The 22499-nt window shown below is 63.7% G+C and carries 23 protein-coding genes; 17 read left to right on the forward strand and 6 right to left on the reverse strand.

The window, feature by feature from the left end:
* Together VKS22_06980 and VKS22_06985 are read right to left on the reverse strand one after the other, a co-directional pair.
* A partial coding sequence (locus tag VKS22_06980; protein ID HLW70348.1) for a hypothetical protein occupies positions 1 to 863 on the reverse strand: 863 nt, incomplete at its 3' end.
* A gap of 21 nt (positions 864 to 884) precedes the next feature.
* Positions 885 to 1106, reverse strand: coding sequence for a hypothetical protein (locus VKS22_06985; GenBank protein ID HLW70349.1), 222 nt, complete (start codon positions 1104 to 1106; stop codon positions 885 to 887).
* Between the two features lie 89 nt (positions 1107 to 1195).
* Between VKS22_06985 and pgeF the strand changes: the two genes are divergently transcribed.
* The 5 genes from pgeF to VKS22_07010 are packed head-to-tail and all read left to right on the forward strand — an operon-like array spanning position 1196 to position 5790.
* Entirely contained in the window at positions 1196 to 1981 is a 786-nt protein-coding gene (gene pgeF / locus VKS22_06990; protein ID HLW70350.1) for a peptidoglycan editing factor PgeF, read from the forward strand.
* Positions 1982 to 1987: 6 nt separating this feature from the next.
* Positions 1988 to 2164: a hypothetical protein gene (locus VKS22_06995; GenBank protein HLW70351.1), complete on the forward strand. Its 177-nt coding sequence runs from the start codon at positions 1988 to 1990 to the stop codon at positions 2162 to 2164.
* 57 nt (positions 2165 to 2221) lie between these two features.
* Entirely contained in the window at positions 2222 to 3331 is a 1110-nt protein-coding gene (locus VKS22_07000; GenBank protein ID HLW70352.1) for an acyl-CoA dehydrogenase family protein, read from the forward strand.
* 24 nt (positions 3332 to 3355) lie between these two features.
* Complete coding sequence (locus VKS22_07005) at positions 3356 to 4594, forward strand: acyl-CoA dehydrogenase family protein (GenBank protein HLW70353.1); 1239 nt, start codon at positions 3356 to 3358, stop codon at positions 4592 to 4594.
* Between the two features lie 50 nt (positions 4595 to 4644).
* Complete coding sequence (locus VKS22_07010; GenBank protein ID HLW70354.1) at positions 4645 to 5790, forward strand: acyltransferase; 1146 nt, start codon at positions 4645 to 4647, stop codon at positions 5788 to 5790.
* A 37-nt stretch (positions 5791 to 5827) separates the two neighbouring features.
* Here VKS22_07010 and VKS22_07015 read toward each other — a convergent pair whose 3' ends face one another.
* The 3 genes from VKS22_07015 to VKS22_07025 all read right to left on the reverse strand — a co-directional run bounded on the left by VKS22_07015 (position 5828) and on the right by VKS22_07025 (position 8350).
* Positions 5828 to 6523 (reverse strand): hypothetical protein, encoded by a 696-nt coding sequence (locus VKS22_07015; GenBank protein ID HLW70355.1) that lies wholly within the window; start codon positions 6521 to 6523, stop codon positions 5828 to 5830.
* A gap of 203 nt (positions 6524 to 6726) precedes the next feature.
* A complete protein-coding gene (locus VKS22_07020) occupies positions 6727 to 7395 on the reverse strand; it encodes an OmpA family protein (GenBank protein HLW70356.1) in 669 nt (222 codons plus the stop codon).
* Between the two features lie 253 nt (positions 7396 to 7648).
* Positions 7649 to 8350, reverse strand: coding sequence for an ABC transporter substrate-binding protein (locus VKS22_07025; protein ID HLW70357.1), 702 nt, complete (start codon positions 8348 to 8350; stop codon positions 7649 to 7651).
* 123 nt (positions 8351 to 8473) lie between these two features.
* On the opposite strand from VKS22_07025, the gene VKS22_07030 reads away from it, so the two are divergent.
* The 7 genes from VKS22_07030 to VKS22_07060 all read left to right on the forward strand — a co-directional run bounded on the left by VKS22_07030 (position 8474) and on the right by VKS22_07060 (position 15833).
* Positions 8474 to 10741 carry a cation:proton antiporter gene (locus tag VKS22_07030; protein ID HLW70358.1) on the forward strand — a complete coding sequence of 756 codons (2268 nt, stop codon included), beginning with the start codon at positions 8474 to 8476 and terminating at the stop codon, positions 10739 to 10741.
* Between the two features lie 34 nt (positions 10742 to 10775).
* Positions 10776 to 11948, forward strand: a complete 1173-nt coding sequence (locus VKS22_07035) for an NAD(P)/FAD-dependent oxidoreductase (protein HLW70359.1) — start codon at positions 10776 to 10778, stop codon at positions 11946 to 11948.
* A 21-nt stretch (positions 11949 to 11969) separates the two neighbouring features.
* Entirely contained in the window at positions 11970 to 12797 is an 828-nt protein-coding gene (locus tag VKS22_07040) for an SAM-dependent chlorinase/fluorinase (GenBank protein ID HLW70360.1), read from the forward strand.
* Between the two features lie 15 nt (positions 12798 to 12812).
* Positions 12813 to 13964: a site-2 protease family protein gene (locus tag VKS22_07045; protein HLW70361.1), complete on the forward strand. Its 1152-nt coding sequence runs from the start codon at positions 12813 to 12815 to the stop codon at positions 13962 to 13964.
* Positions 13965 to 14035: 71 nt separating this feature from the next.
* On the forward strand, positions 14036 to 14416 hold the full coding sequence (locus tag VKS22_07050) for an iron-sulfur cluster assembly accessory protein (protein ID HLW70362.1): 381 nt from the start codon (positions 14036 to 14038) through the stop codon (positions 14414 to 14416).
* A gap of 75 nt (positions 14417 to 14491) precedes the next feature.
* The gene (gene fabG / locus VKS22_07055) at positions 14492 to 15247 is read left to right on the forward strand and encodes a 3-oxoacyl-[acyl-carrier-protein] reductase (GenBank protein HLW70363.1); all 756 of its coding nucleotides are present in this window, start codon (positions 14492 to 14494) and stop codon (positions 15245 to 15247) included.
* A gap of 130 nt (positions 15248 to 15377) precedes the next feature.
* The gene (locus VKS22_07060; protein ID HLW70364.1) at positions 15378 to 15833 is read left to right on the forward strand and encodes an alpha-isopropylmalate synthase regulatory domain-containing protein; all 456 of its coding nucleotides are present in this window, start codon (positions 15378 to 15380) and stop codon (positions 15831 to 15833) included.
* A 36-nt stretch (positions 15834 to 15869) separates the two neighbouring features.
* Here VKS22_07060 and VKS22_07065 read toward each other — a convergent pair whose 3' ends face one another.
* On the reverse strand, positions 15870 to 16628 hold the full coding sequence (locus VKS22_07065) for an SDR family oxidoreductase (GenBank protein ID HLW70365.1): 759 nt from the start codon (positions 16626 to 16628) through the stop codon (positions 15870 to 15872).
* 67 nt (positions 16629 to 16695) lie between these two features.
* Between VKS22_07065 and cysS the strand changes: the two genes are divergently transcribed.
* From cysS to VKS22_07090, 5 genes are all read left to right on the forward strand, one after another.
* Positions 16696 to 18159, forward strand: coding sequence for a cysteine--tRNA ligase (gene cysS, locus VKS22_07070; protein HLW70366.1), 1464 nt, complete (start codon positions 16696 to 16698; stop codon positions 18157 to 18159).
* A gap of 85 nt (positions 18160 to 18244) precedes the next feature.
* Positions 18245 to 19120 carry a CbbQ/NirQ/NorQ/GpvN family protein gene (locus tag VKS22_07075; protein HLW70367.1) on the forward strand — a complete coding sequence of 292 codons (876 nt, stop codon included), beginning with the start codon at positions 18245 to 18247 and terminating at the stop codon, positions 19118 to 19120.
* A 73-nt stretch (positions 19121 to 19193) separates the two neighbouring features.
* Positions 19194 to 20276: a low-specificity L-threonine aldolase gene (ltaE, locus tag VKS22_07080; protein HLW70368.1), complete on the forward strand. Its 1083-nt coding sequence runs from the start codon at positions 19194 to 19196 to the stop codon at positions 20274 to 20276.
* Positions 20264 to 21046 (forward strand): SDR family oxidoreductase, encoded by a 783-nt coding sequence (locus tag VKS22_07085; GenBank protein ID HLW70369.1) that lies wholly within the window; start codon positions 20264 to 20266, stop codon positions 21044 to 21046. The genes ltaE and VKS22_07085 overlap by 13 nt, the downstream gene beginning before the upstream one ends.
* Entirely contained in the window at positions 21043 to 22497 is a 1455-nt protein-coding gene (locus tag VKS22_07090) for an amino acid permease (protein ID HLW70370.1), read from the forward strand. Before VKS22_07085 ends, VKS22_07090 begins: the two co-directional genes overlap by 4 nt.
* Positions 22498 to 22499 lie beyond the last annotated feature (2 nt).

The raw sequence follows: 22499 nt of genomic DNA on the forward strand, positions 1-22499 counted from the left end.
AAGCCTTCGCATTCCGCGCAGGCGCCGAGCGGGCTGTTGGCGGAGAAGAGCGCCGCGGTAGGCTCGGGATAGGCAGTTCCGCAGTTCGAGCAGTTGAAGCGACGATCGAATTCGAGCACGGCCGACGGCGTCGTGTCGCCGTTGACCCGAGCGACCGCGATCGCGCGTGCGCGTCCCGCACTGAGAATAAAGGCCTTTTCGAGCGCCTCGCGGAGGCGCTCGGCGCCGGCGGTAGCGGTGACACTGACGCGATCAATGACGACGTCGAGCGCTGACGGAAGCGCACCGTTGGGGCTCGCGAGGAAATCTTCGATACTGAAAACTTCGTCGCGACGATAGAGGCGGTGATAACCGTTGGCGGCGAGGTTGGCCGCGGCTTCAGCGAGTGAGCGCGAACCGAGCGCGAAGGGTGCGAGCACGATGTAAAGACCCGGCCGCGCGAGCAGGCGGGACGCGGCGCTCTCGATAGTGTCGCACGTCACCTCGACTTTGCATTGCGGGCAGATCGTCCGCCCGGCTGCCGCGAACAGGATGCGCAGGTAGTCGCTGATCTCGGTGACAGTGCCGACGGTCGAGCGCGCATTCTTGATGGTGTTCTTCTGCTTGAGCGCGAGCGCCGGTGGAATTTCGGTAATCGAATCGACGTCGGGCCGGTCCATGCGCTCGAGAAAGAGCCGCGCATAGGTCGAGAGACTCTGGACGTAACGCCGTTGACCCTCGGCGTAGAGCGTATCGAAGACCAGGCTCGACTTACCCGAGCCGGAAACGCCGGTGACGACGGTCAGCCGCCCGTGCGGAATATCAAGCGAGATATTGCGGAGGTTGTGGGTGCGCGCTCCGCGGATACTGATCGAGCGCTCCAAAACTCTGCTGCCGGGTCCGCTTCAGCGCGGATCGTCAATCGGGCGCGCTTTGATCTTGCGTTCGCCCGGGTACTCGCCGGCAACCTCGGTGTAGAGCTGGCGCAAGCGGAGATCGAACTGCGCCTCGAGCCTGCGGGTGCCCGCGACGCGCTCCGGCTCCGGCAGGTCGCTAAGTTTGCGGACGGCGTCGTCGAGTTCAAAGATCAACCGGTTGCGCCGCACCAGGTACTGATAGCCGTTCATGGGCCTCGCTCAGATGACAGTTAGACGGTAAAAAGTGAAATTCCCAAACACCCGAGTATAGTTTATCCTTGCTGATTCAGACAACCGCGATGGCTTCCGCGCACCTTGACCGCAACTTCAACGCACCGGCGGGTACGCTTGTACCGCTGGATCTCCCGGCGATCACGCACGGCTTCATGAATCGCGGCGGCGGGGTGAGCGTCGGCGCGTATCGCTCGTTCAATCTCGCGCGCTGGGTCGGCGACGATCCGCTTGCGGTCGCGGAGAACTGGCGGCGCTGGCAGGCGGCCCACCCGGCGATGGCACCCGCACTCCTGCAGCAGGTCCACGGGATCGAAGTCCGGACTATAGGTCGTGACTATGGCAGCGCGCGCGCGACCGGCGACGGCGCGGTAACGCACGAGCGCGGGATCGCGCTATGCATCTTCACGGCCGATTGCGTGCCGATCCTGCTGGCCGACGCTGAGCATGGCGTCGTCGGCGCGCTCCACGCCGGCTGGCGCGGGGCGCTCGCAAATATCGCGGCCGCCGGGGTTCGTGCGATGACGGCGATCGGCGCGCGGGCCGGCGCGATCACCGCGGCGCTCGGTCCGGCAATCAGTAGCTGCTGCTTCGAGGTCGATGAGGAATTGGCGGCGCGCTTCGCGGATCAGATTCCTTGCGCGCCGCGTCATACGCGACGTGGCTCGCCGAGCAAGGCGTTTCTCGATCTGCGCGGGATCGTCGCCGAGCAGTTGGCGGATTGCGGCGTGAATCCGGCGCGGATTCTGCAGAGCGGACCGTGTACTAAATGCGCGAACGATCGTTATTTCTCGCGCCGCGCGTCTGGAGCTCCGAGCGGCCTGCAGATGAGTTTTATCGGCCTGACGCGGTGATCACACGTGCCCGCCAAGTCTCCGAAGGAACCGCCGGCGAAGAGCATTTCGACCAAGCGGCTGATCCGCAAGCTGCGCAAGCCGCTCGCACCGCCAACGCGCGTCGTCGAGGATGAGCGGAAGTACAAGCGCTCGCGCGAGCACGTGCGGCTATATCGCGAACCGGAAGAGCCTGCGAAATAATTAAAGCAATACTTTAGAATTGATCCGGTGCGAAGTCAGCGGAGTGTGAAGAAATAAATGATCGGATTCGATCTCAGTGACGAGCAGAAGATGATCCGCGAGACCGTCGCGGCCTTCGCGATCGAGGAAATCCGCCCGGCGGCGCGGCCTGCTGACGAATCCGGCACGATCCCGCTTGCCCTAATTGCCAAAGGCTGGGAGTTGGGCTTGGTGCGCGGCGCAATTCCGGAGGAGTTCGGCGGCTACGGCGACGCCCGTTCGGCCGTGACCGGCGCGATCACGGTCGAGGAGCTGGCCTACGGCGACCTCGCGATCGCGATGCACATGCTGGCGCCGCAACTGCTCGCCTATCCGCTGATCGAAGCCGGCTCGCCGTCGCAGCGGGCGCAATTTTTGCCGCAGTTCGCGGTAGACGCCTTCGTTCCCGCCAGCGCCGCCCTGATGGAGCCGCGATTCGACTTCGAGCCGTCGCTGATGGAGACGACGGCGCGGCGCGACGGCGGCGGCTTCATTCTGAACGGCGACAAGTGTTACGTCCCGCTGGCCGCGCAGTCCGCGTCGATGCTGATCTATGCGGCCACGGATCGCGAGAAGGGCTACGCGGGTGTCGATGCGTTCATCGTGCCGCGCAACACTGCAGGACTTGCCGTCTCGGCGCGCGAAAAGAACATGGGGCTCAAGGCGCTCGAGACCTTCGAGATGAAACTGACGGATTGCCGCGTCGGGTCGGAGGCGCGGCTAGGCGGCGAGTCCGGGATCAATTTCACTCGGCAGTTGAGCCAGTCGCGGGTCGCGATGGCGGCGATGGCGGTCGGTGTCGCGCGCGCGGCATACGACTATGCACGGGCCTATGCGAAGGAGCGCAAGGCTTTCGGCGTGCCGATCGCGACCAAGCAGGCGATCGCCTTCATGCTCGCCGAGATGGCGATCGAACTCGACGCCACGCGGCTGCTGGTCTGGGACGCGGCGTCGCGGCTCGACAAGGGCGACAACGCGCTGAAGGAAAGTTCGCAGGCGCGCAATTACGCGGCGCAGTCGTGCCTGGCGATCGCTGACAACGCGCTCCAAGTGCTCGGCGGCCACGGTTATATCCGCGAACATCCGGTCGAGCTGTGGCTGCGCAACGCGCGCTGCTTCGGCGTGCTCGAAGGGCTGGCGACGGCGTGACGCGAAGGAAAAAGGACAGCACTGATGATCGATTTTGAACTCGAACCCCAGGCGCTCAAGCTGACGAAGATGTACCACGTGGCGGCCACGCAGATGATGCGGCCGATCTCGCGCGAATACGACGAGAACGAGCATGTCGAGCCGCGCCAGTTCTGGGCGACGATGTGGTCGCTGCAGAGCGCCGGCGCCACGGCCGGGGAGTCCAACGCCGCCGACAAACCGGCGGATCCCACAACTGGCACGATCTCGAATACACGCACGTTGGTCACCTGTATCACAGCAGAGGAGCTATGCTGGGGCGATGCCGGACTCTTCATCTCGATTCCCGGCGGCGGACTCGGCGGCGCCGCGGTCGCGGCGGCGGGCAGCCCGGAGCAGCGCGAACGCTTTCTGTGCCGCTTTCGCGAAGGCAAGCCGAAGTGGGGCGCGATGGCGATCACGGAACCGGGTTGCGGTTCGGACTCGGCGGCGGTCACCACCACCGCGATGCGCGACGGCGATCACTATGTGATCAACGGGACCAAGATTTTCTGCACCTCAGGCCAAATGGCGGCCGAAAAGTCCGAGGGCTTCGTCGTGGTCTGGGCCACGCTCGACCGCAAGGTCGGCCGCGCCGCGATTAAGCCCTTCGTCGTCGAGCACAACACCCCCGGCATGACCGTCGTGCGGGTCGAGAACAAGCTCGGTATCCGCGCTTCCGACACCGCGATGCTGACCTTCGACAACTGCCGCGTGCCGGCGGACCATCTGTTGGGGAGCGCTGAAGTCAGGGGTGAAGGCGGTGGTTTCAAGGACGTGATGGCGACCTTCGACGCGACCCGTCCGATCGTCGCGGCGATGGCGTTGGGGGTCGGCCGCGCGGCGCTGGATTTCGTCCGCGATTTCCTCGACGAGCAGAAGATTGAGGTTCGCTATGGGCTCTCACCACGACGGCTGAGCGCGCTCGAGCGCGACTTCATGGAGATGGAGGTGCAGCTCAAGGCGGCGCGCCTGCTGACCTGGCGGGCGGCCTGGATGCTCGATGCTGGAATGCGCAACAGCCTCGAAGCCTCGATGGCCAAGGCGAAGGCGGGGCGCGCGGTCACGCTGATTACACAAAAGGCCGTCGAGTTGCTCGGGCCGCTCGGCTACTCACGCAGCCAGCTCGTCGAAAAGTGGATGCGCGACGCGAAGATCAACGACATCTTCGAGGGTACGCAGCAGATCAATCTGCTGATCGTCGCGCGGCGAATTCTCGATTACAGCAGCAAGGAACTGAACTGAGCGGCGGGCGGGAAGTCAGCGCGCCGACGACGCCGGCCGGATCGGCGAGCGTGGTACGGATCCGCTGGCTCGACGGCATTAAGGGCCTCGCCATCTTGTGGATCGCTTATTTCCACGGCTTCGAGGCCTACCTTAACCGGCGGCTGCCCTCGCCGCTCGAGTCTCATTACTTCGCGCGCTTCCTCCGTCAGGCCGATCCGCAGTCGGCGGGCGCGCTAATCGCGCGAGTGGGTCAAGCGATCTTCGCTGCGGTTGCGGGCGTCGGCTTTCACGCAGTCGGCGTCTTTATCGTGATGAGCGGTTTCGGGCTGAGCTACTCGCTGGCGCGCAGCGGCGGACCGCGCGGCGGCTGGCGCGGATGGTATCGCTCACGCCTGGTGCGGCTGTTCCCGATGTACTGGGCGGCGCATCTGCTCTATCTGCTTTCGCCCTTCCAGGCGCGCCTCGAACCGATCGACTATCGCTTCGTGCTGAGTTTTCTGGGCGATCGCGTCGTGCCGATCTACTACATTTTCTACTATCTGAATCCGGCTTGGTGGTACTTCGGGTTAATCCTCGAGCTCTACGTGGTTTTCCCTCTGCTGTTCAGCCTGATGCGGCGGGTGGGCGCGGGCTGGTTTCTCACGCTGTGCGTCGCGGAAACCGTCGTTAGCCGCTACGTCCTGCTCTTCGTGCTGCACACCTCCGGCTACTATCTGCTCGGCGCATTCTTCGGCTGCCGGCTATGGGAATTCGCGCTCGGGATGGCGCTCGCGGTCTGGTATCAGCGGGATCGCGCTCGCGTTGACCGGCGTCTCTTCAGTTGGGGCGGGCTGGCGGCCGGCGCCGCGACCTATACGGCCGGGCTTTACAGTTACGGCTCGCCGCTGGCGTACACGTTAACCGACGGGCTGATCGGCACCGGGCTCTTCGTGATTCTGGCGAATCTCGCCTGGAGCGCGCGCCGCTTTGCGCGGATCGAAAGAGCGATCACCTACGTGGGGATGTGGTCTTACGGACTTTACCTGATCCATCAGCCTTACATGATCTACTTCGGAGAGCGGATGCGCTGGGCGACGATGGCCGAGTTTACCGTTGCCGCGATCCCGCTGATTGCGCTGCTCGCGATCGCCTTGAGCGGCCTCGAGCGCATCATTAACCGAATTACCGATTATGTCCTCGCGCGGCCCGAACGCCGCGCGGCGCAGGCCGCGTGAGAGGATTAGTTACACCGGCCGCCCGCCGCGGGACGACTCAGTAGAACCAGCGGTCCTTCTCGTAGGAGAAGATCTCGAGGGTTTGCGTCTTGCCGAGCAATCTTGGATGGGCCTTGGCGTCGTCCACGCTCTTGCCCACCAGGTAGTAGCTGAGTTCCTGATAAGTGACCTTGCCGATCGGCACACCCTCGGCGGATTCCTTGGCCTGGCAGCCCTGCACCGTTCCGTAACCGGTATAGGTGGCGGTCTGATAACCCGCGGCCTGATGCCACTGCAAGTGCAAAAGATTCTCGACCTCGCGATCGTGCAGCATCCGGTTCCAGTCCTCGCAGAAGCTCGGCAGGGAGGCGACCGCGGTTTGCCATTTGCGCCGCTGGATCGCGCTCAGACGCGCGAGATCGGCGGTGGTGGCTTTGATCTCGAAGACGGCCTGCTGGAGCGCGGTTTTAGGTGCGGGAGAAGTTGCCGGGGAGCTCGCCAGAGGCGCTGGGGTTAGCGCTTGCGCCGTAGCCCCGGTCGCCGGGAATTCCGCGACGGTTCCCGATTTCGTGACGGTTGAAGCCGCCGCGTCCGAAGCGCTCGCCGGCGCGATCGCGATCGTATCTGCCGATTGCGCCGCGCCCCTGCCCTCCTCTGCTCTGGCCGTCGCCGTTACCATCCAGAGCGCGCAGATCACGAGGACCAACTTCGCAACAACCACCGCAACCCCTATCCGCAACGGCCATCGTGTCATTGCCGCTCCTCCCAAATCCGGATTCCAGGCCGCCGTTAAAACCGTCGGCGCGCGCCTGATTCTGTCGGTAATTGCCCAGAGGATCAACCGTAAAAGAAATCGGGACAGGCAGCACAGCCGCCTATCCCGGGGTCGCAAAATCAGGAAGCGTTGCGGCGGCCACGAACCTTAACGGAACGTGGCCGCCGTTTAGCAGGCCGGATTTACTGTTCGAGCGGGACGAGCTCGACTCGTCGATTTTCCGCGCGACCTTCCTTCGTCTTGTTGGTCGCGACGAAGTTGGTTTTGCCGAAGCCTTGCGGCACCAACTGAGATGCCGGAATGCCCTTGTCCTCGAGGTACGCGGCGACCGACTCCGAGCGGCGCTGCGACAGCTTCAGGTTGTACTTCTCGCCACCGATCGCGTCGCAATAGCCGTTGACGTCGACCTTGACTCCGGCATTCGCCTTAAGCGTCTCGGCCGCCTCGTCCAGCACCGGCTTGTCAACTTCGCGGATAAAGGACTTGTCGAAGTTGAAATGCACGCCACGGAGCACGATCTTCGCCGGCGCGGGAGGCGGCGGAGGTGGTGGTGGTGGCGGCGGAGGTGGTGGCGGTGGCGGTGGGGCTTCCGGGGCTGGCGCCATCGCACAGCCGATCACACCACCCAGCAGACCACCGACGACTACGCCAAGCGGTACGCCGATCTCGTAGTTGCGCTTCTTACCGCCGGCCTGATCGGCAACCAATGCGCCCGTGCCGCCGCCTGCGAGAGCGCCAGCCGCGGCGCCAAGCAAGCAGTACTTCTTCTTCTCCGGCGTCATCGTGCCGCATCCGGCGATGAGTGAGAAGGCTGCCACCCACAGCAGACCGAAACCAAGTTTTTTATGCACCGCTTTTCCCTTCCTCCTGCTGTTCCGACCCCGTGATGCTCATCAGCTTGAATTGAACGAAACCGCCAGCGTCCAAGTCATCAGCACCGGATTCGGAAGTTCACGCTACGTGGTAGCCGCATAATGCACGACTGCCACAACCCAGTCCATTCGTAGCACGCCCGCAATCTTAGATTCACCAACAGTTGTTTGCAATATGCGGAACGATCTTTCGGCGAAGTCCTGACGTTCCCCCCGCGGGCACAATCCATTATCACTTTTGCCCGGATTTGCCCGCTGCGTCTCCGCTCTGCGGCGGCTGCTCCATGTATTGGCGCAACTGTTCCTGTTTGGCCTTGAGCTGAACGACGAGGCTGTCATAGCCGTCGTTATCAATGACTCGCCTGAACTGATTGCGGTAGTTGGCGATTACGCTGATCGCGTCCACGGTGAGGTCGTAAATCCGCCAGACACCGCCGCTCCGATGCATCAGATAATCGATCGTCAGGGGATCCTGTTGGTCGCGGAGCACGACGCTGCTTGAGACCTCGGCATAATCGGGGCCGTCGAATTGCTCTCGGGTAAAGGTAATCGTTGCGGTTTTGGCCTCCTCCTGAACCTTGCTCACGGTGTAATCCTGGAGCTTGCTAAGGTAGGCGTCCTGAATGAAGGCAGTGAAGATCGGGACAAACTGCTCGCGTTGCGCCTGACTCAGGGTGCGCCAATGATAGCCGAGCGCCGAGCGCGCCATGTCCGCGAAGTCGAAGTAACGCGCCGCCAGGATGCGCAGTTTCTCGCGACGCTCGGCGAGCGGCATCTGATCCGCGTGAAAGACCGCAATGACGTCGCTCACGCCCTGCCTCACTTGCGTGAGGGGATCCGCTGCCGGCGGAGCCGACGACCACGCCGAGGTGGCGAGACCGATTGTCATGATCAGCGCGCACAGCAATACATGAGGGGTTAATCGATCAATCATCTTGGTTTGGTACCGCGGGTTGTTTTAGCAGGAAAACTCTTCCAGCGCTGCTCGATAGCGAGATGAAGAGATGGCGAATGCTCTCGGCACGGATTTAGACCTCTGATAAAATCTCGCCCGAGAATGCCGTCAGCATCCAATTCGCGAAAGATCGGATCGATTCTGCTTTACGCACTTTCACTCGCTGGCGCGGTCGCGGGCTTTTTCCTGATTCAGTCGTGGGGCTCGAAGCTGGGTGCGCCGGCAGTTGCCCAGGGCGCCGCACCTATCGCCAGCGCTGGCCACGCGCCGGCGAACGAACTGCTCCATGTGCTGTTGGCGTTGGTCGCGGTGGTGGCGATGGCGCGGCTGCTCGGCACGCTGTTTCGCAATATCCGCCAACCGCCGGTGATCGGAGAGATTATCGCGGGCATCCTGCTGGGACCGTCGCTGTTGGGCCGGGTTGCGCCTGCGATGTCGGCCTATCTGTTCCCGTCAAACGTGACGCCGGCGCTGAACCTGATTGCCCAAGTCGGCGTGATTCTCTTCATGTTTCTGGTCGGCGCCGAGTTGGATCTGGGTTTGTTGCGCAAGCGCGGCCACTCGCTGATGGCAATTTCTCACGCCGGCATCCTGGCGCCGTTTATCCTCGGCGCGACGCTCGCGCTACTGCTCTATCCGCGGCTCTCGTCCAACGATGTGCCGTTTACCAACTTTGCTTTGTTTCTCGGCGTCTCGATGTCAGTGACGGCCTTTCCGGTGTTAGCGCGAATCCTGACCGATCGGCGAATCAGCCGGACGCGGCTGGGTGCACTCGCGCTCTCCTGCGCCGCGATTGGCGATTTGACGGCGTGGTGTCTGCTCGCCTTCGTCGTCGGCGTAGCGCGGGCACAAGGCGGTAATGCGCTGCGGACGCTGATTCTGGCGCTGCTCTACGTCGCTGCGATGGCGCTCGTGGTGCGGCCGCTGATCGGGCGGCTGGTGGTCCTCTACGGTAACAAGGGCCGTCTGACGCAGGGGCTGATGGCGATTATCTTCGTGCTGCTGCTGCTATCGTCGGCGGCGACCGAGGTTATCGGCATCCACGCGATCTTCGGCGCTTTCGCCTTGGGCGCGATGATTCCTCACGACAGCGGGATCGCGCGCGATCTGATCGATCGGCTCGAAGATCTCGTCGTGGTGCTGCTGCTGCCCGCCTTTTTCGCCTTCACCGGCCTGCGCACGCAAATCGGTTTGCTCAACAGCCCGCAACAATGGGCGCTTTGTGGACTGATCATCCTGGTGGCGTCGGTCGGCAAGTTCGGCGGCGCTACGGTGGCAGCCCGCCTTACCGGGATGGGCTGGCGCGAGGGTGCGGCGCTGGGCGTGCTGATGAACACCCGCGGCCTGATGGAGTTGATCGTGCTCAACATCGGACTCGAACTCCACATCATCTCTCCGGTGCTATTTGCCATGATGATCCTGATGGCGCTGGCGACGACCTTTGCCACCACGCCGATTGTTCATCTGCTCAGCTCGGAGAGTGAGGCGGGCATGCAGCCGAGCACGCGCTATCCGCAAACGCGGGAACCGGCGCGCAGCGCGATCCTGGTGCCGGTCGCAAATCCCAACGGCGTAGCACGGCTGGTCAACCTGGCGTTGGCAGCGACGCCGCTTGAGCTGCCGCCGCCGCGCGTGCTCGCGATCGTTCGCCGTCCTCCCGGCGGAGTGCGCGCCAGTCTCGATGACACTGGAGCGCTCGCGATTCCGCGCTCGGCCGCGCTCAGCGCCGCGCTGGAACTCGCTTGGAGCCGCGGCGCAGTGATCACGCCGCAAGCGGTGTGGAGCGACGATCCGGCGGCCGATCTGGTGCAGATCGCGACGGGCGCCGGCATTGGATGGGTTCTGCTCGGACCTCATCGCGCAGTCTTCGGCGCGGATTTTCGCGGCGGCATCGTCCGCACCGTGCTCGATCAGGCGCGCGCGCTGCCGCTCAGTGTCGTGGTCGCGATGCACAGTGACGACGCGCCGCTCGAGCGCCTCTTCGCGGTAGTCGATTCCGGCTACGACGGGCGCGCCGCGCTGGAATTGGCCACGCGACTCGCCCAGCGCACAGAGTGCAGTCTCCACGTGATCCGGATCGCGCACGGGACTGAGCCCGCCGAGTTGGAACTTGCCGCGATGCTCGCCGAGGCGGCGCGCGTCGCCGGTCGCCGCCTGCATACCGAGGCGCTCGCCAACCCCTCGACGTCGCTGATCGCCGCGCGCACGGCAGGCGGCCTGGTAATCGTCGCGGCCGCGGTGGCCGAGCAACTGGGACTCGCGCGGCGCGGCTTTATCGACGGCCGTCCGATGTTGCTGGTGCAGGGCTCGCGCTTCGCTTCTGCTGCCGCCGTCGCCCTACCCGTAAGCACCCGCACGGTAATCTCATAAACCGCGCGCCGATTGCGCAGACCAGCCGCTCGTGGTGGAAGCTTTTGACGCGGTAATCCTCGGGGCCGGGGCGGCCGGCCTGATGTGCGCGCTGACCGCCGGCGCGCGCGGCAAACGTGTACTGCTGCTTGAGCATTTGCAGGAGGCGGGGGCAAAAATTCTCATCTCGGGGGGCGGGCGCTGCAATTTTACCAACCTTGAAGTCGCGCCCGGGCGCTTTCTCTCGGCCAACCCGCACTTCTGTAAGTCCGCGCTCAGCCAGTACACCGAGCGCGACTTTATCGCGATGGTCGAGCGGCATCGGATCCCGTATCACGAGAAACGGCTGGGCCAGCTCTTCTGCGACGGCTCGGCGCGCGCGATCGTCGCGATGCTGCTGGCGGAGTGTGCCGCCTCGCAGGTTGATCTGCGGCTCGGTCAGCAACTCCGTGAAGTCAGCCGCGTGGAGCACTTCTCCATCGCGACCGACCGCGCGACCTTCATGGCGCCGGCGTTGGTGATCGCCACCGGCGGCCTCTCGATCCCAAAGATGGGCGCGACCAGTTTCGCCTATGACCTTGGGCGGCGCTTCGGCCTCAGGCTCGTCGAGCCGCGGCCGGGCTTGGTCCCGCTGACGATGGGCGGCGCGACGCTCGGGCTTTGCCGCGCACTGGCCGGAGTTGCCGCGGCGGTGGAAGTAACCTGCGGCCGTGAGCGTTTTTGCGAAAATCTCCTGTTTACCCATCGCGGGCTTTCGGGCCCAGCGATCCTGCAAATCTCGTCGCACTGGCATTCGGGTGAGAGTATCGCGATCGGCTTTTTGCCGGGTCTCGAGGCCGTGGACTTTCTCTATCAGCGCAAGCGCGCGCGGCCCCGTGCCGAACTGAAGACGATCTTGTCCGAGGTCCTGCCGAACCGCCTGGCGGAGGCGTTTGCTGCGGAATATCCCGCCGGGCCAATCGCTAATCTCCCAGACCGTACGCTCGCGCTGGCGGCGGCGCGATTGCAGCGCTGGGAGGTACTTCCGGCGGGTTCGGAGGGCTGGAGCAAGGCCGAAGTCACGGTTGGCGGAATCGATACCGCCGGGTTATCGTCGCGCACGATGGCCGCGCGCGACGTGCCGGGTCTCTATGTGATTGGCGAAGCGGTCGATGTGACGGGCTGGCTGGGCGGCTATAATTTTCAATGGGCCTGGTCGAGCGGCTGGTGCGCCGGCCAGGCAATTTGAGCCTGCCCGCAGTTGCGTCGAATGCCGCGCGCCGCCTCCACTCCTCCGCTAATCGCGATGCTGACTGACTTCGGCTACCGGGACCATTACGCCGGCGTGATGCGCGGGGTGATCAGCACGATCGCACCGCAGACGCGGGTCATCGACCTCACGCACGGCATCCCAGCAGGTCAAATCGCGATGGGGGCGATCGCGTTGGCGCAGAGCTGGCAGTTTTTTCCGCCGCGAACGATTTTTCTCGCCGTGGTCGATCCCGGGGTCGGAACGCAGCGGCGCGCGCTCGCAATCGAATCACGCAGTGGCGCGCGCTTCGTCGGTCCCGATAATGGGCTGCTCTGGATGGCCGCCGCGGCCGCCGGGATAAAAGCGATTGTCGAGCTGGATACGGCGCGCTATCGGCTGCCCGCGACCAGCGCGACCTTTCACGGCCGTGATATTTTCGCGCCGGCCGCGGCTTGGCTGTCGCACGGGGTCAAGCTCGGCGCGCTCGGCCCGGCGCGCCGGCAGATGGTTGAGCTCGACGCTGTTGCCGGGGTCAGCGAAACATCGCGGCGGCTCACGGGCGCGGTGGTTTATGTCGATGGCTTCGGCAACCTCGTGACGAATCTCACCCGCGCGGCAGTCGAGCGATTTGCTCGCAACCAGCGACAGGATAGGCTGTGGGTCAGAATTGGGCGGTATCCGCGGCTCGCAATTTATCGCGCCTACGGGGAGGTCCCGATTGGCGTGCCGCTGGCATTATTCGGCAGCTTCGGGACGCTTGAGATAGCCGTCCGCGACGGCAACGCGGCGGCGCATTTTGCGCGCTCGACAAACGCACCCGTAACCGTCGCCCCGGGAAAGTCGTAGAGATCTGGCAAACCGATGGAAGATTCATCCGCAGCCACGCAACCTTCGCCGATCGTCACTGAGCTGCCGCGTTTCGACAGCGCGGCGGTGATCGGCCGTTCCCTCGAGCCGCCTTCCGCAACCAAATTCCGCATCCCGATGATTAACTGGGCGCTCTTCCTGATCACGCTGCTGACGACCACGATGGCCGGCGCCAGTCAGACGGAGACGCCGTTTTCGCTCCTGCATCCGCTCGCCACCTTCAGCGCGCTAAGCGGCGGACTGACCTTCTCCATCCCGCTGATGGCGATTCTGCTCGCGCACGAGATGGGCCATTACCTGACCTCCCGCCGTTATCATGTGGATACCAGCCTGCCCTACTTTATCCCCGCCCCGGTGCCGTCGCTGTTCTTCATCGGCACCTTCGGCGCCTTCATCCGGATGCGATCGGTGCCGCGCACGCGCCGCGCGATGTTTGACATCGGCGCGGCCGGCCCGTGGGCGGGCTTTGTCGTATCAATGATCGCAATCGTTATCGGTCTGCGCTGGTCGCAGGTGGCACCGCTCGACACTTCGCAGGGGGGACTCGACCTCGGCAATTCGATCATCTTCTGGTCGGTCGCCAGGGTCGTGCTCGGCATCGATCCGAATTCGGTCAACGTCAATCTCCATCCGACCGCCTTCGCCGGCTGGGTGGGAATCCTGGTGACGACGCTCAATCTGCTGCCGATCGGCCAACTCGACGGCGGCCATGTGATTTACGCGCTCTTCGGCCCGCGAGCACATCGAATTATCTCGCGACTGGTCTGGGTGGGGTGCCTGCTGATGGCAGTCATCCCCTACTTTCTTCATCTGAACTTCTGGCCGGGATGGCTGCTGTGGTTCGTGCTGGTGCTGGTTCTCGGGCTGGGGCACCCGACGACCCTGGACATCGATACGCGACTCCAGGGCGGACGCCGTCTGGCGGCGTGGGCGTCGGTGCTGTTGTTCGTGGTGACCTTCAGTCCGGTGCCGTTTTCGATTACGGCCCCTAGTGCGGCAGCGCCGACGCCGGACAGCGACGCTCCCAGCTACAGCGTGATGTATCATCTACCTGAACGAACCCCGCAAATCCGTCCGCTCGCGGCGCGCAAAACCATGCTCTATCTGGGTCCTTGTCGAGGTGCGTGCCTCAGAGCTTTCCTGTAGGATAGCTGGGCGGCCGAAAACTCGCGGGCCACTATATGTCGCAGAATTAAGAACCGGAGAAGCAAGCACCAATGTCAGTAGAAATGCATCAGGATCACCAAGAGAATCAGGCGGCCGGCGCGATGCCGGGCGTGAACCTCACTCCGAAGGCGCTGGAAGCGGTCAGGCAGATGTCGTCGAAAGAAAATCTCGGCGCGGGACAGGGACTGCGCATCGCGGTGGTGGGCGGCGGCTGCTCCGGCTTCCAGTATTCGTTGAACTTCGACGCGAAGAAGGACGGCGACATCGTGACCGAGCTCGAGGGCGTCACGGTGCTGGTGGATGAGATTTCGCTGCCCTATATCGCGGGCACGACGCTGGACTACGTCGAGGGGCTGCACAACGCCGGCTTCCGCTTCGATAATCCGCGCGCGACCCGGACCTGCGGCTGCGGTTCATCTTTTAGTGCGTAATATCTAAAGTAACAGATTAACTTGTGCCTTCCGGCGCTCTTCGCCAGAAGGCTTCCCCGCGCAGGCTCATCCACCATGGCGGAAATGCAGGACCTCGCCGGTAAAGGGATAATTGTGACTGGCGCGACCCGCGGGATCGGCCGCGCGATCGCGCTCGAATCCGCGCGGCGCGGCGCCAACGTCGCCTTCAACTACCTCAAGAGCGAGCAGCAGGCTACGGAACTGCATCGCGAGATCAGCCAGCTCGGTGTCAAGGCGATGGCCTTCAAGTCTGACGTTAGCGACTTGAAAAGCGCGCGCGAGATGGTCAACGCAGTCAAGAAGGAATTCGGCGCAATCGACGGGCTGGTCAACAATGCCGGGCTCACGCGCGACAAGCTGCTGGTCATGATGACGGAGGAAGATTGGGCCGAGGTTATCCGGGTGAATCTGACCGGCGCCTTCAACTTCGCGCGCGCCGCAGCTTTCATGATGATGAAGGCGAAATGCGGCGTGGTCCTGAATATCACCTCGATCAGCGGACTGGTCGGGATGGCCGGGCAGGTGAATTATTCCGCCGCGAAAGCTGGCCTGATCGGCATGACCAAGGCGATGGCGAAGGAACTCGGCCGGATGAATGTGCGGGTGAACGCGCTCGCGCTGGGCTTTATCGAAACGGACATGACGGCGGCGTTGCCGGATGCGAATCGCAAGGCCGCGCTTGAGATGGTGCCGCTGGGGCGCTTCGGCACGGTCGCGGATGTCGCGCCGGTCGTGGCTTTCATGCTCTCGGACGCCGCGGCCTATATCAGCGGCGCGGTAATTCAAGTGGACGGCGGCCTTGCGATGTGAATAACGCTCTTGCTGCATCTTGAATTTTGATTGCACTTGATTGAGACAGTTCCGATAATCACGACAGGTGCGAGCTGTGCCAAGCGAAACGATTTTTTACGAAACTGAAGCGCCGCAAGCTTCTCGCGAATTGGCTGAACTCCGGACCTCGCGCGATTACGTGCCGCCTTTTGAAGTGGTGCGGCGCCGCGTGATCGACGACTTCTTCGAGGGCCGCATGACGATCGACGCCACCGTGGTGATCCGCGTCGGCAGCGTCGAGCAGACCGAGGCCGCGCGCGGCGTCGGTGTGGTCAACGCTTTCGACCTCGCCCTGCGCAAGGCCCTCTTCAAATATTTTCCCTATCTCGAAAGTGTCCGCGTGACCGAGACCTATGCGCACGCCAGCGGCGATTCGACCGAGGCCGAAGTCATGTCGGTCAAGAAATTTTCCGATGGCAAGCTGCACTGGACGACCCTGGCGAAGTCCACCAACCTGGTCGAGGCCGGCTGGAAGTCGCTGGTTGACGGCTACGAATGGCGGATCGTCCAGGAGGAGCGCAAGATGCGCCGCCAAATGGGGAATCCGCGCCTGTCGCAGCGCTAGCTACCGAGAAACCGCTTCGACGAAATGGTACTCCGCCTAGCCGCGACCGACCAGCGGCATCTTGGTCGCCATCACGGTCATGAACTGGACGTTAGCGTCGAGCGGCAGGGTCGCCATATAGAGCACCGCGCGGGCGACGTGGATCGCGTCGAAAACCGGCTCGACCGCGACTGTGCCGTTGGGCTGCGGGACGCCCCGGCTCATCGCGGCGGTGAGGGCCGTCTCGGCGTTGCCGATATCGATCTGGCCGCAGGCGATGTCGTATTTGCGTCCATCGAGCGAAGTCGACTTGGTCAGCCCGGTTATCGCGTGCTTGGTCGCGGTGTAGGGCGCCGAATTGGGTCGCGGACTATGCGCCGAGATCGAGCCGTTGTTGATGATCCGGCCGCCGCGCGGTGTCTGTTCCTTCATGATCCGAAACGCCTCCTGCGTGCAGAGGAAGGCGCCCGTCAGGTTGATGTCCACCACCTTCTTCCATTGCTCGAAGGTCAACTCCTCGAGCGGGATCGGCGGCGCGCCGACGCCCGCGTTGTTAAATAGCAGATCGAGCCGTCCGAAGCGCTCGCGGGTTTTGGCGAACAGCTCCTGGACGGCCGCCGGCTCGCCGACGTCGGTCGGGACGACCAGGCTTGGGGCGGTGAACTCGGCGCCCGCCTGCGCGGCCGCTTCGAGCGGCTCGCGTCGCCGTCCCGCGAGGACCACCGCATAGCCCTCGCGCAGCAGTTCGAGTGCGACGCTTCGGCCGATACCGGTGCCGGCGCCCGTCACGATCGCAACTTTGTTGGCTGAGTTCATAGCGTTGTCCTCTTTATGATGTGGCTGACTTGCTCGCGACCGTTATGGCACGATAGCAGTCGTAACCGTGAAGCCCTTTCATATTTTTAACACGCTGACCCGCACCGTCGAGGAGATCCGCCCGGCGCATCCGCCCGACGTGACCTATTACTCGTGCGGGCCGACGGTCTACCTGCCGCAGCATCTCGGCAATCTACGCGCCTACGTTTTCGTCGACACCTTCAGGCGCGCGCTGCGCTTCAACGGCTGGAACGTCCGCCACGTGATGAATGTCACGGACGTCGGCCACATGACCTCGGACGAGGACGCAGGCGAGGACAAGATCGAGAAGACCGCGCGCGCACAGGGCAAGTCACCGCTCGAGGTCGCCGACTTCTATATCGCGCAGTTCAAGCGCGATTGTGCACGGTTGAATATCGAGCTGCCCGAGCCGCCGATGCTCTCGCGCGCGACCGATCACATCGACGAGATGCAAGCGCTGATTCGGCGTGTCCTCGCCAACGGCTTTGCCTATGTGACGCCTTCCGGGGTGTATTTCGATGTCGAGAAATGGCGCGGACCTCATCGCATGGGCCGGCTGTCGCGTCAGAGCCTCGACGAGCAGCAGGGTAATCGCCTCGAACACTCGCCCGACAAACGCAGTCCGCACGATTTCGCGTTGTGGGTACTCAACCAGCCGCATCACCTGATGCAGTGGGAGTCGCCGTGGGGACGCGGCTATCCCGGATGGCATATAGAGTGCTCCGCGATGTCGATGAAGTATCTGGGCGAGACACTCGATATCCATTCGGGCGGTCTCGACCATATTCCGGTCCATCATGAGAACGAGATCGCACAATCTGAGAGCGCGACCGGCCAGCCGTTCGTGCGCTACTTCGTGCACAACGCGTTTCTGGTCGGGATGGAGGGGGCAAAGATCAGCAAGAGCGCCGGCAAGTTCCCGGTGCTGGACGACCTCTCGAAATACGCGATCATTCCATTAGCTTTTCGTTTTTTCTGCTTGGGAGCAAAATATCGGTCAGAGTTGGCCTTTAGCATTGAATCGCTGAACGCCGCCCAGGGCAAGCTTATGTACCTAGGGCGCTTCATTAACGAACTACCGAAGGAGGCTAAGCAGGCATCGGAAGACTCATCATGGGCGAAAGATTACGAAGAGCAATTTAGGCAGGCTCTTAACGACGATCTACATACGCCGAATGCGCTGGCCGTGGCACTTGAGATGGTTGCTAAAGCTCGCCGCGACCGAGATCTGAGGGTATGGAACACGCTATTAAAATTCGACTCTGTTTTGGGACTCGATCTTGCCGGTTATCAAAGCCCTCAGCGGCAGCCTCCGTCTCTTCCGCCAGAGGATCAGGAACTGATTGACGAAAGGAAAAAAGCACGCCTCGCGCGCGATTACGCTAAGGCCGATGAACTGAAGAAAGAGTTGCTGACTCGGGGGTACGAGATCAAAGACGATAAAGATGGGTCCAGTCAATACACTCGCGGCCTCAATGAGCTTTCTCGTTTGCCCGACCCTTCGTCTTGATGCAGGCACGGTTTCTTGCGAATACTGACCCTCACCCTACCCTCTCCCTGATTAGGGAGAGGGGACCAAAAGGGAAAGGTGGCTGATGGCAATTGAGCTGAAAACATTTGACACGCGGATGCAGGGCTCGCGCGAAGGCGCCGAAGTGCGCCATCTCGACCCCGCGAACGCGCCCTACTACCTGACCATCGGCGACGAGGCCGAGATCTTCACCGCAGCCTACAAGGCCCGCCTGCCGATTCTGCTCAAAGGCCCCACGGGCTGCGGCAAAACCCGCTTCGTCGAGCACATGACCCATCAGCTCGCGGCGCTTCCCGAGGGACCCAACGAGCTGATCACCGTCGCCTGTCACGAGGATCTAACCGGCAGCGATCTGGTCGGGCGCTATCTGATTACCGCCGACGAGACGGTCTGGGTCGATGGCCCGCTGACGCAGGCGGTGCGGCGCGGCGCAATCTGCTATCTCGACGAAATCGTCGAGGCGCGCAAGGACACGACCGTGCTGATCCATCCGCTGTCGGACCATCGGCGCATCCTGCCGATCGAAAAGCGCGGCGAGACCATCGAGGCCCACGTCGGCTTCCTGCTGGTGATCTCTTACAATCCCGGCTACCAGAGCATTCAGAAGAACCTCAAGCACTCGACCCGCCAGCGCTTCGTGACAATCGAATTCACCTATCCGCCGGCGGAGAAGGAAGTCGAGATTATCGCGCACGAATCCGGCGTCGATCGCGACATGGCGTTTCAGCTCGCGACGCTCGGCGAGAAGGTGCGGCACCTGAAGGCCTCGGGACTCGAAGAAGGCGTCTCGACGCGTCTGCTGATCTACGCCGGCGAGCTGATTCGCCAGGGAATCGCGCCGCGCCGCGCGGCGACCGTCGCGGTGACCTGGTCGTTGACCGACGAGCTCGACAGCAAGCGCGCGATTGACGAAGTCGTCAAGGCGATCATGCCGGAATAATTTTTTCACCGTTTTCAGCTTTCACGGTTCACAAACGTCGGCGCTAATCGCAGACTACGCGGCCTCTGCAAAAGTGAGTACTTCGCTGAAAAAGATCGATCTGCGCAGCGACACGGTAACCCTCCCGACCGCCGAAATGCGCGAGGCGATGGCCCGTGCGGAACTCGGCGACGACGTTTACGGCGAGGACCCCACCGTCAACCGTCTTGAGTCGATCGCGGCGGCCGCGATGGGCATGGAGGCCGCGATGTTCGTGCCGAGCGGCACGATGGGCAACCTCGCTGCGATGCTCACCCACTGCGGGCGCGGCACCAAAGTCTTCCTCGGCGCCGAGGCCCACACCTACCTCTATGAGGCGGGCGGCGCGGCGGCGCTGGGCGGCGTCGTCACGACGCCGATTCGCAATACCGCTGACGGCGAACTCGACCTCGAGCAGTTGGCCGAGGAGCTCGAGCGGCCGCCCGATGCGCACTTCGCGCGGCCGGCGCTGGTGGCGCTCGAAAATACCCACAACCTTTGCGCGGGCGCGGCCGTCGAATTGTCGCACATGGCGGCGGTCGCCGAGCTGGCGTGTCGTCACGGTCTGCCGGTGCATCTCGACGGCGCGCGCATCTTCAACGCGGCGATCGCGCTGGAAACCACCGCGGCCAAAATCGCCGCCGGCGCCGACTCGGTGTCGTTCTGCCTCTCCAAGGGACTCGCCTGTCCGGTGGGGTCGCTGTTGTGCGGCAGCGCAAAATTCATCGCGGAGGCGCGTCGCACGCGCAAGCTGCTCGGCGGCGGGATGCGCCAGGCGGGCGTGCTCGCGGCGGCCGGAATCGTTGCGCTCGAAACCATGATCGATCGCCTCGCCGAGGACCATCAGAACGCGCGGGCACTGGCGCAAGGACTCGGCCTCATCGCCGGACTCAACGTGCGGCCGGTAAAGCGGCGCACCAACATGGTGGTCTTCGACCTCGAAGGCGGCGCGCCCGAGGCGGCCATCTTTGTAGCCGCGCTGCGCGAGCGCGAGGTGCTGATCGGCGCGCGCGGGCCGGCGACCTTTCGCGCGGTAACCCATCACGACGTTTCGCGCGCCGCGATCGATCGCGCAGTCGCGGCGGCATCGGAAGCGGCGGCAGAAGCGTTCGGGGATCAGTATTCATGGACTCACTGAACTCGCTCTTCTCCCTCAAGGGCCGCGTAGGACTCGTAACCGGCGCCTCCTCCGGCCTCGGCGTCGAGTGCGCGCACGCCCTCGCGCTCGCCGGCGCCGATGTCGTCTTAGCGGCGCGGCGCGGCGATCGCGTCGAAAAATTCGCCGCCGAGCTGAGCGCGAAATACGGTGTCCGCAGTGTCGGCGTCCAAGCCGATATAACCGTCGACGCCGACCTCGACCGTCTAGTCGAAGCCGCGCAGGCGCAGCTCGGCGACATCGACATTTTGATCAACAACGCCGGCATCTCGCCGACCGGACGCGCGGAATCGTTGCCGCGCGCGATCTGGGACTCGGCAATGGCGACGAACTTGACCGCACCGATGATGCTCTCCCAGCGCGTGGCGCGCAGTCTGATCGAGGCGAAGAAGCCCGGCCGCATCATCAATATGGTGTCGATTTACGCGTTGGTCGCCAGTTCGATCTATCGGCTGAGCGCCTACACGGCGACCAAGGCGGCGCTGGCGAATCTGACGCGGCAGCTCGCCGTCGAGTGGGCACAGTACGGCATCCTCGTGAATGCGATCGCCCCCGGATGGATTCCGACCGAAGCGACCGAAGGGGGAATCGCGAAACCGGCGAATCGCGAGCGGATGGAGCGCGGCACGCCGCTCGGCCGCCTCGGCCTTCCCGAGGAGTTGCGCGGCGCCGTGATCTATCTGGCCGCGCCGGCCTCGAGCTACGTTACCGGGACGATCCTCTCGGTGGACGGCGGTTACGCCTCCTGGTGACCGCGCGCGGCGGCCATCGCGGAACGCTCGCCGCGCAACTGCTGCGACGCAAACCGTCGGCGGCGCTATTAGCCGAGGCCGCGCCGCACGCCGGCGGTCTCCGACGGGTCCTCGGCGCATTCGATCTGACCCTGCTCGGTATCGGCGCAATTATCGGCGCCGGAATTTTCGTGCTGACCGGCGTCGGCGCCTCTTATGCCGGTCCCGGGCTGGTGCTCTCATTCGTGCTGGCGGGCTTTGCCTGCGCGATGGCCGCGCTCTGCTATGCGGAATTTGCCGCGATGATCCCGATCGCGGGCAGCGCCTATTCCTATTCCTACGCCACCATGGGCGAGCTGATCGCCTGGATTATCGGCTGGGACCTCGTGCTCGAGTATGCGGTCGCGTCGGCTGCGGTGGCCGCCGGCTGGTCGCATTACCTGACGGTGATTCTGGCCGGTCTTGGCCTCCGCCTGCCCTCCGCACTAATCCATTCGCCCGGCACCGCGGCCGGCGCAATTATCAATCTGCCGGCGCTCCTGATCGTCCTGCTGGTAACGGTGATCCTCTACGTGGGCGTGCAGGAGAGCGCGCGCGTCAATTCGATCATCGTCGGCGTCAAGCTCTTCGCCGTGCTGATGGTGGTCGCGGTCGGAGGATTTTTCATCAAACCCGCCAACTGGTCGCCATTTCTGCCGCTCGGATGGGGCGGCGTACTACGCGGCGCCGCTTATATCTTCTTCGCCTACATCGGGTTCGATGCGGTTTCGACCGCCGCCGAGGAGGTGGTCGAGCCGCAGCGCGCGCTGCCGATCGGCATCCTCGCTTCGCTCGGCGTCTGCACCGTCCTCTATATCGCGGTCGCTGCGGTCCTTACTGGGATGGTGCCGATGAAGTCGATCGATATCGACGCGCCGCTCGCCAGCGCGTTCGTCACGCGCGGACTTAATTTCGCCGCGGGAGTGATTTCGCTCGGCGCCGTCGCCGGCCTGACTTCGGTGTTGCTGGTGCTGCTGCTCGGACAATCGCGGATCTTTTATGCGATCTCCCGCGACGGTTTATTGCCGCCAATCTTCAGCCGCGTGCATCCGCGCTTCCAGACCCCCTCGATGCCGACCGTGCTCACCGGCGCGGCGGTCGGTCTGACCGCGGGTCTGGTGCCGATCAAGGAGATCGCGGAGCTGACCAATATCGGCACGCTGTTCGCCTTCGTGCTGGTCTGCTTTGGAATCTGGATCCTGCGCCACGTCGAACCGGAGCTCGAGCGCCCGTTCCGAACGCCGCTGGTGCCGCTCGTGCCGATTCTGGGCGTCGGTTCGTGTTTGCTGATGATGTTCGGGCTCGGCGAAGTAACGTGGCTCCGCTTTGTCTTGTGGATGGCTGTCGGTTTGGCGATCTATTTCGCCTACGGACGCTTCCACAGCAACGTCGCAATTGAGGCCGCCGCCGATCACCGCGCCCGAGCCGGCTGATT

This window comes from Candidatus Binataceae bacterium, assembly GCA_035308025.1.
In the GTDB taxonomy this organism is placed as follows: domain Bacteria; phylum Desulfobacterota; class Binatia; order Binatales; family Binataceae; genus JAJPHI01.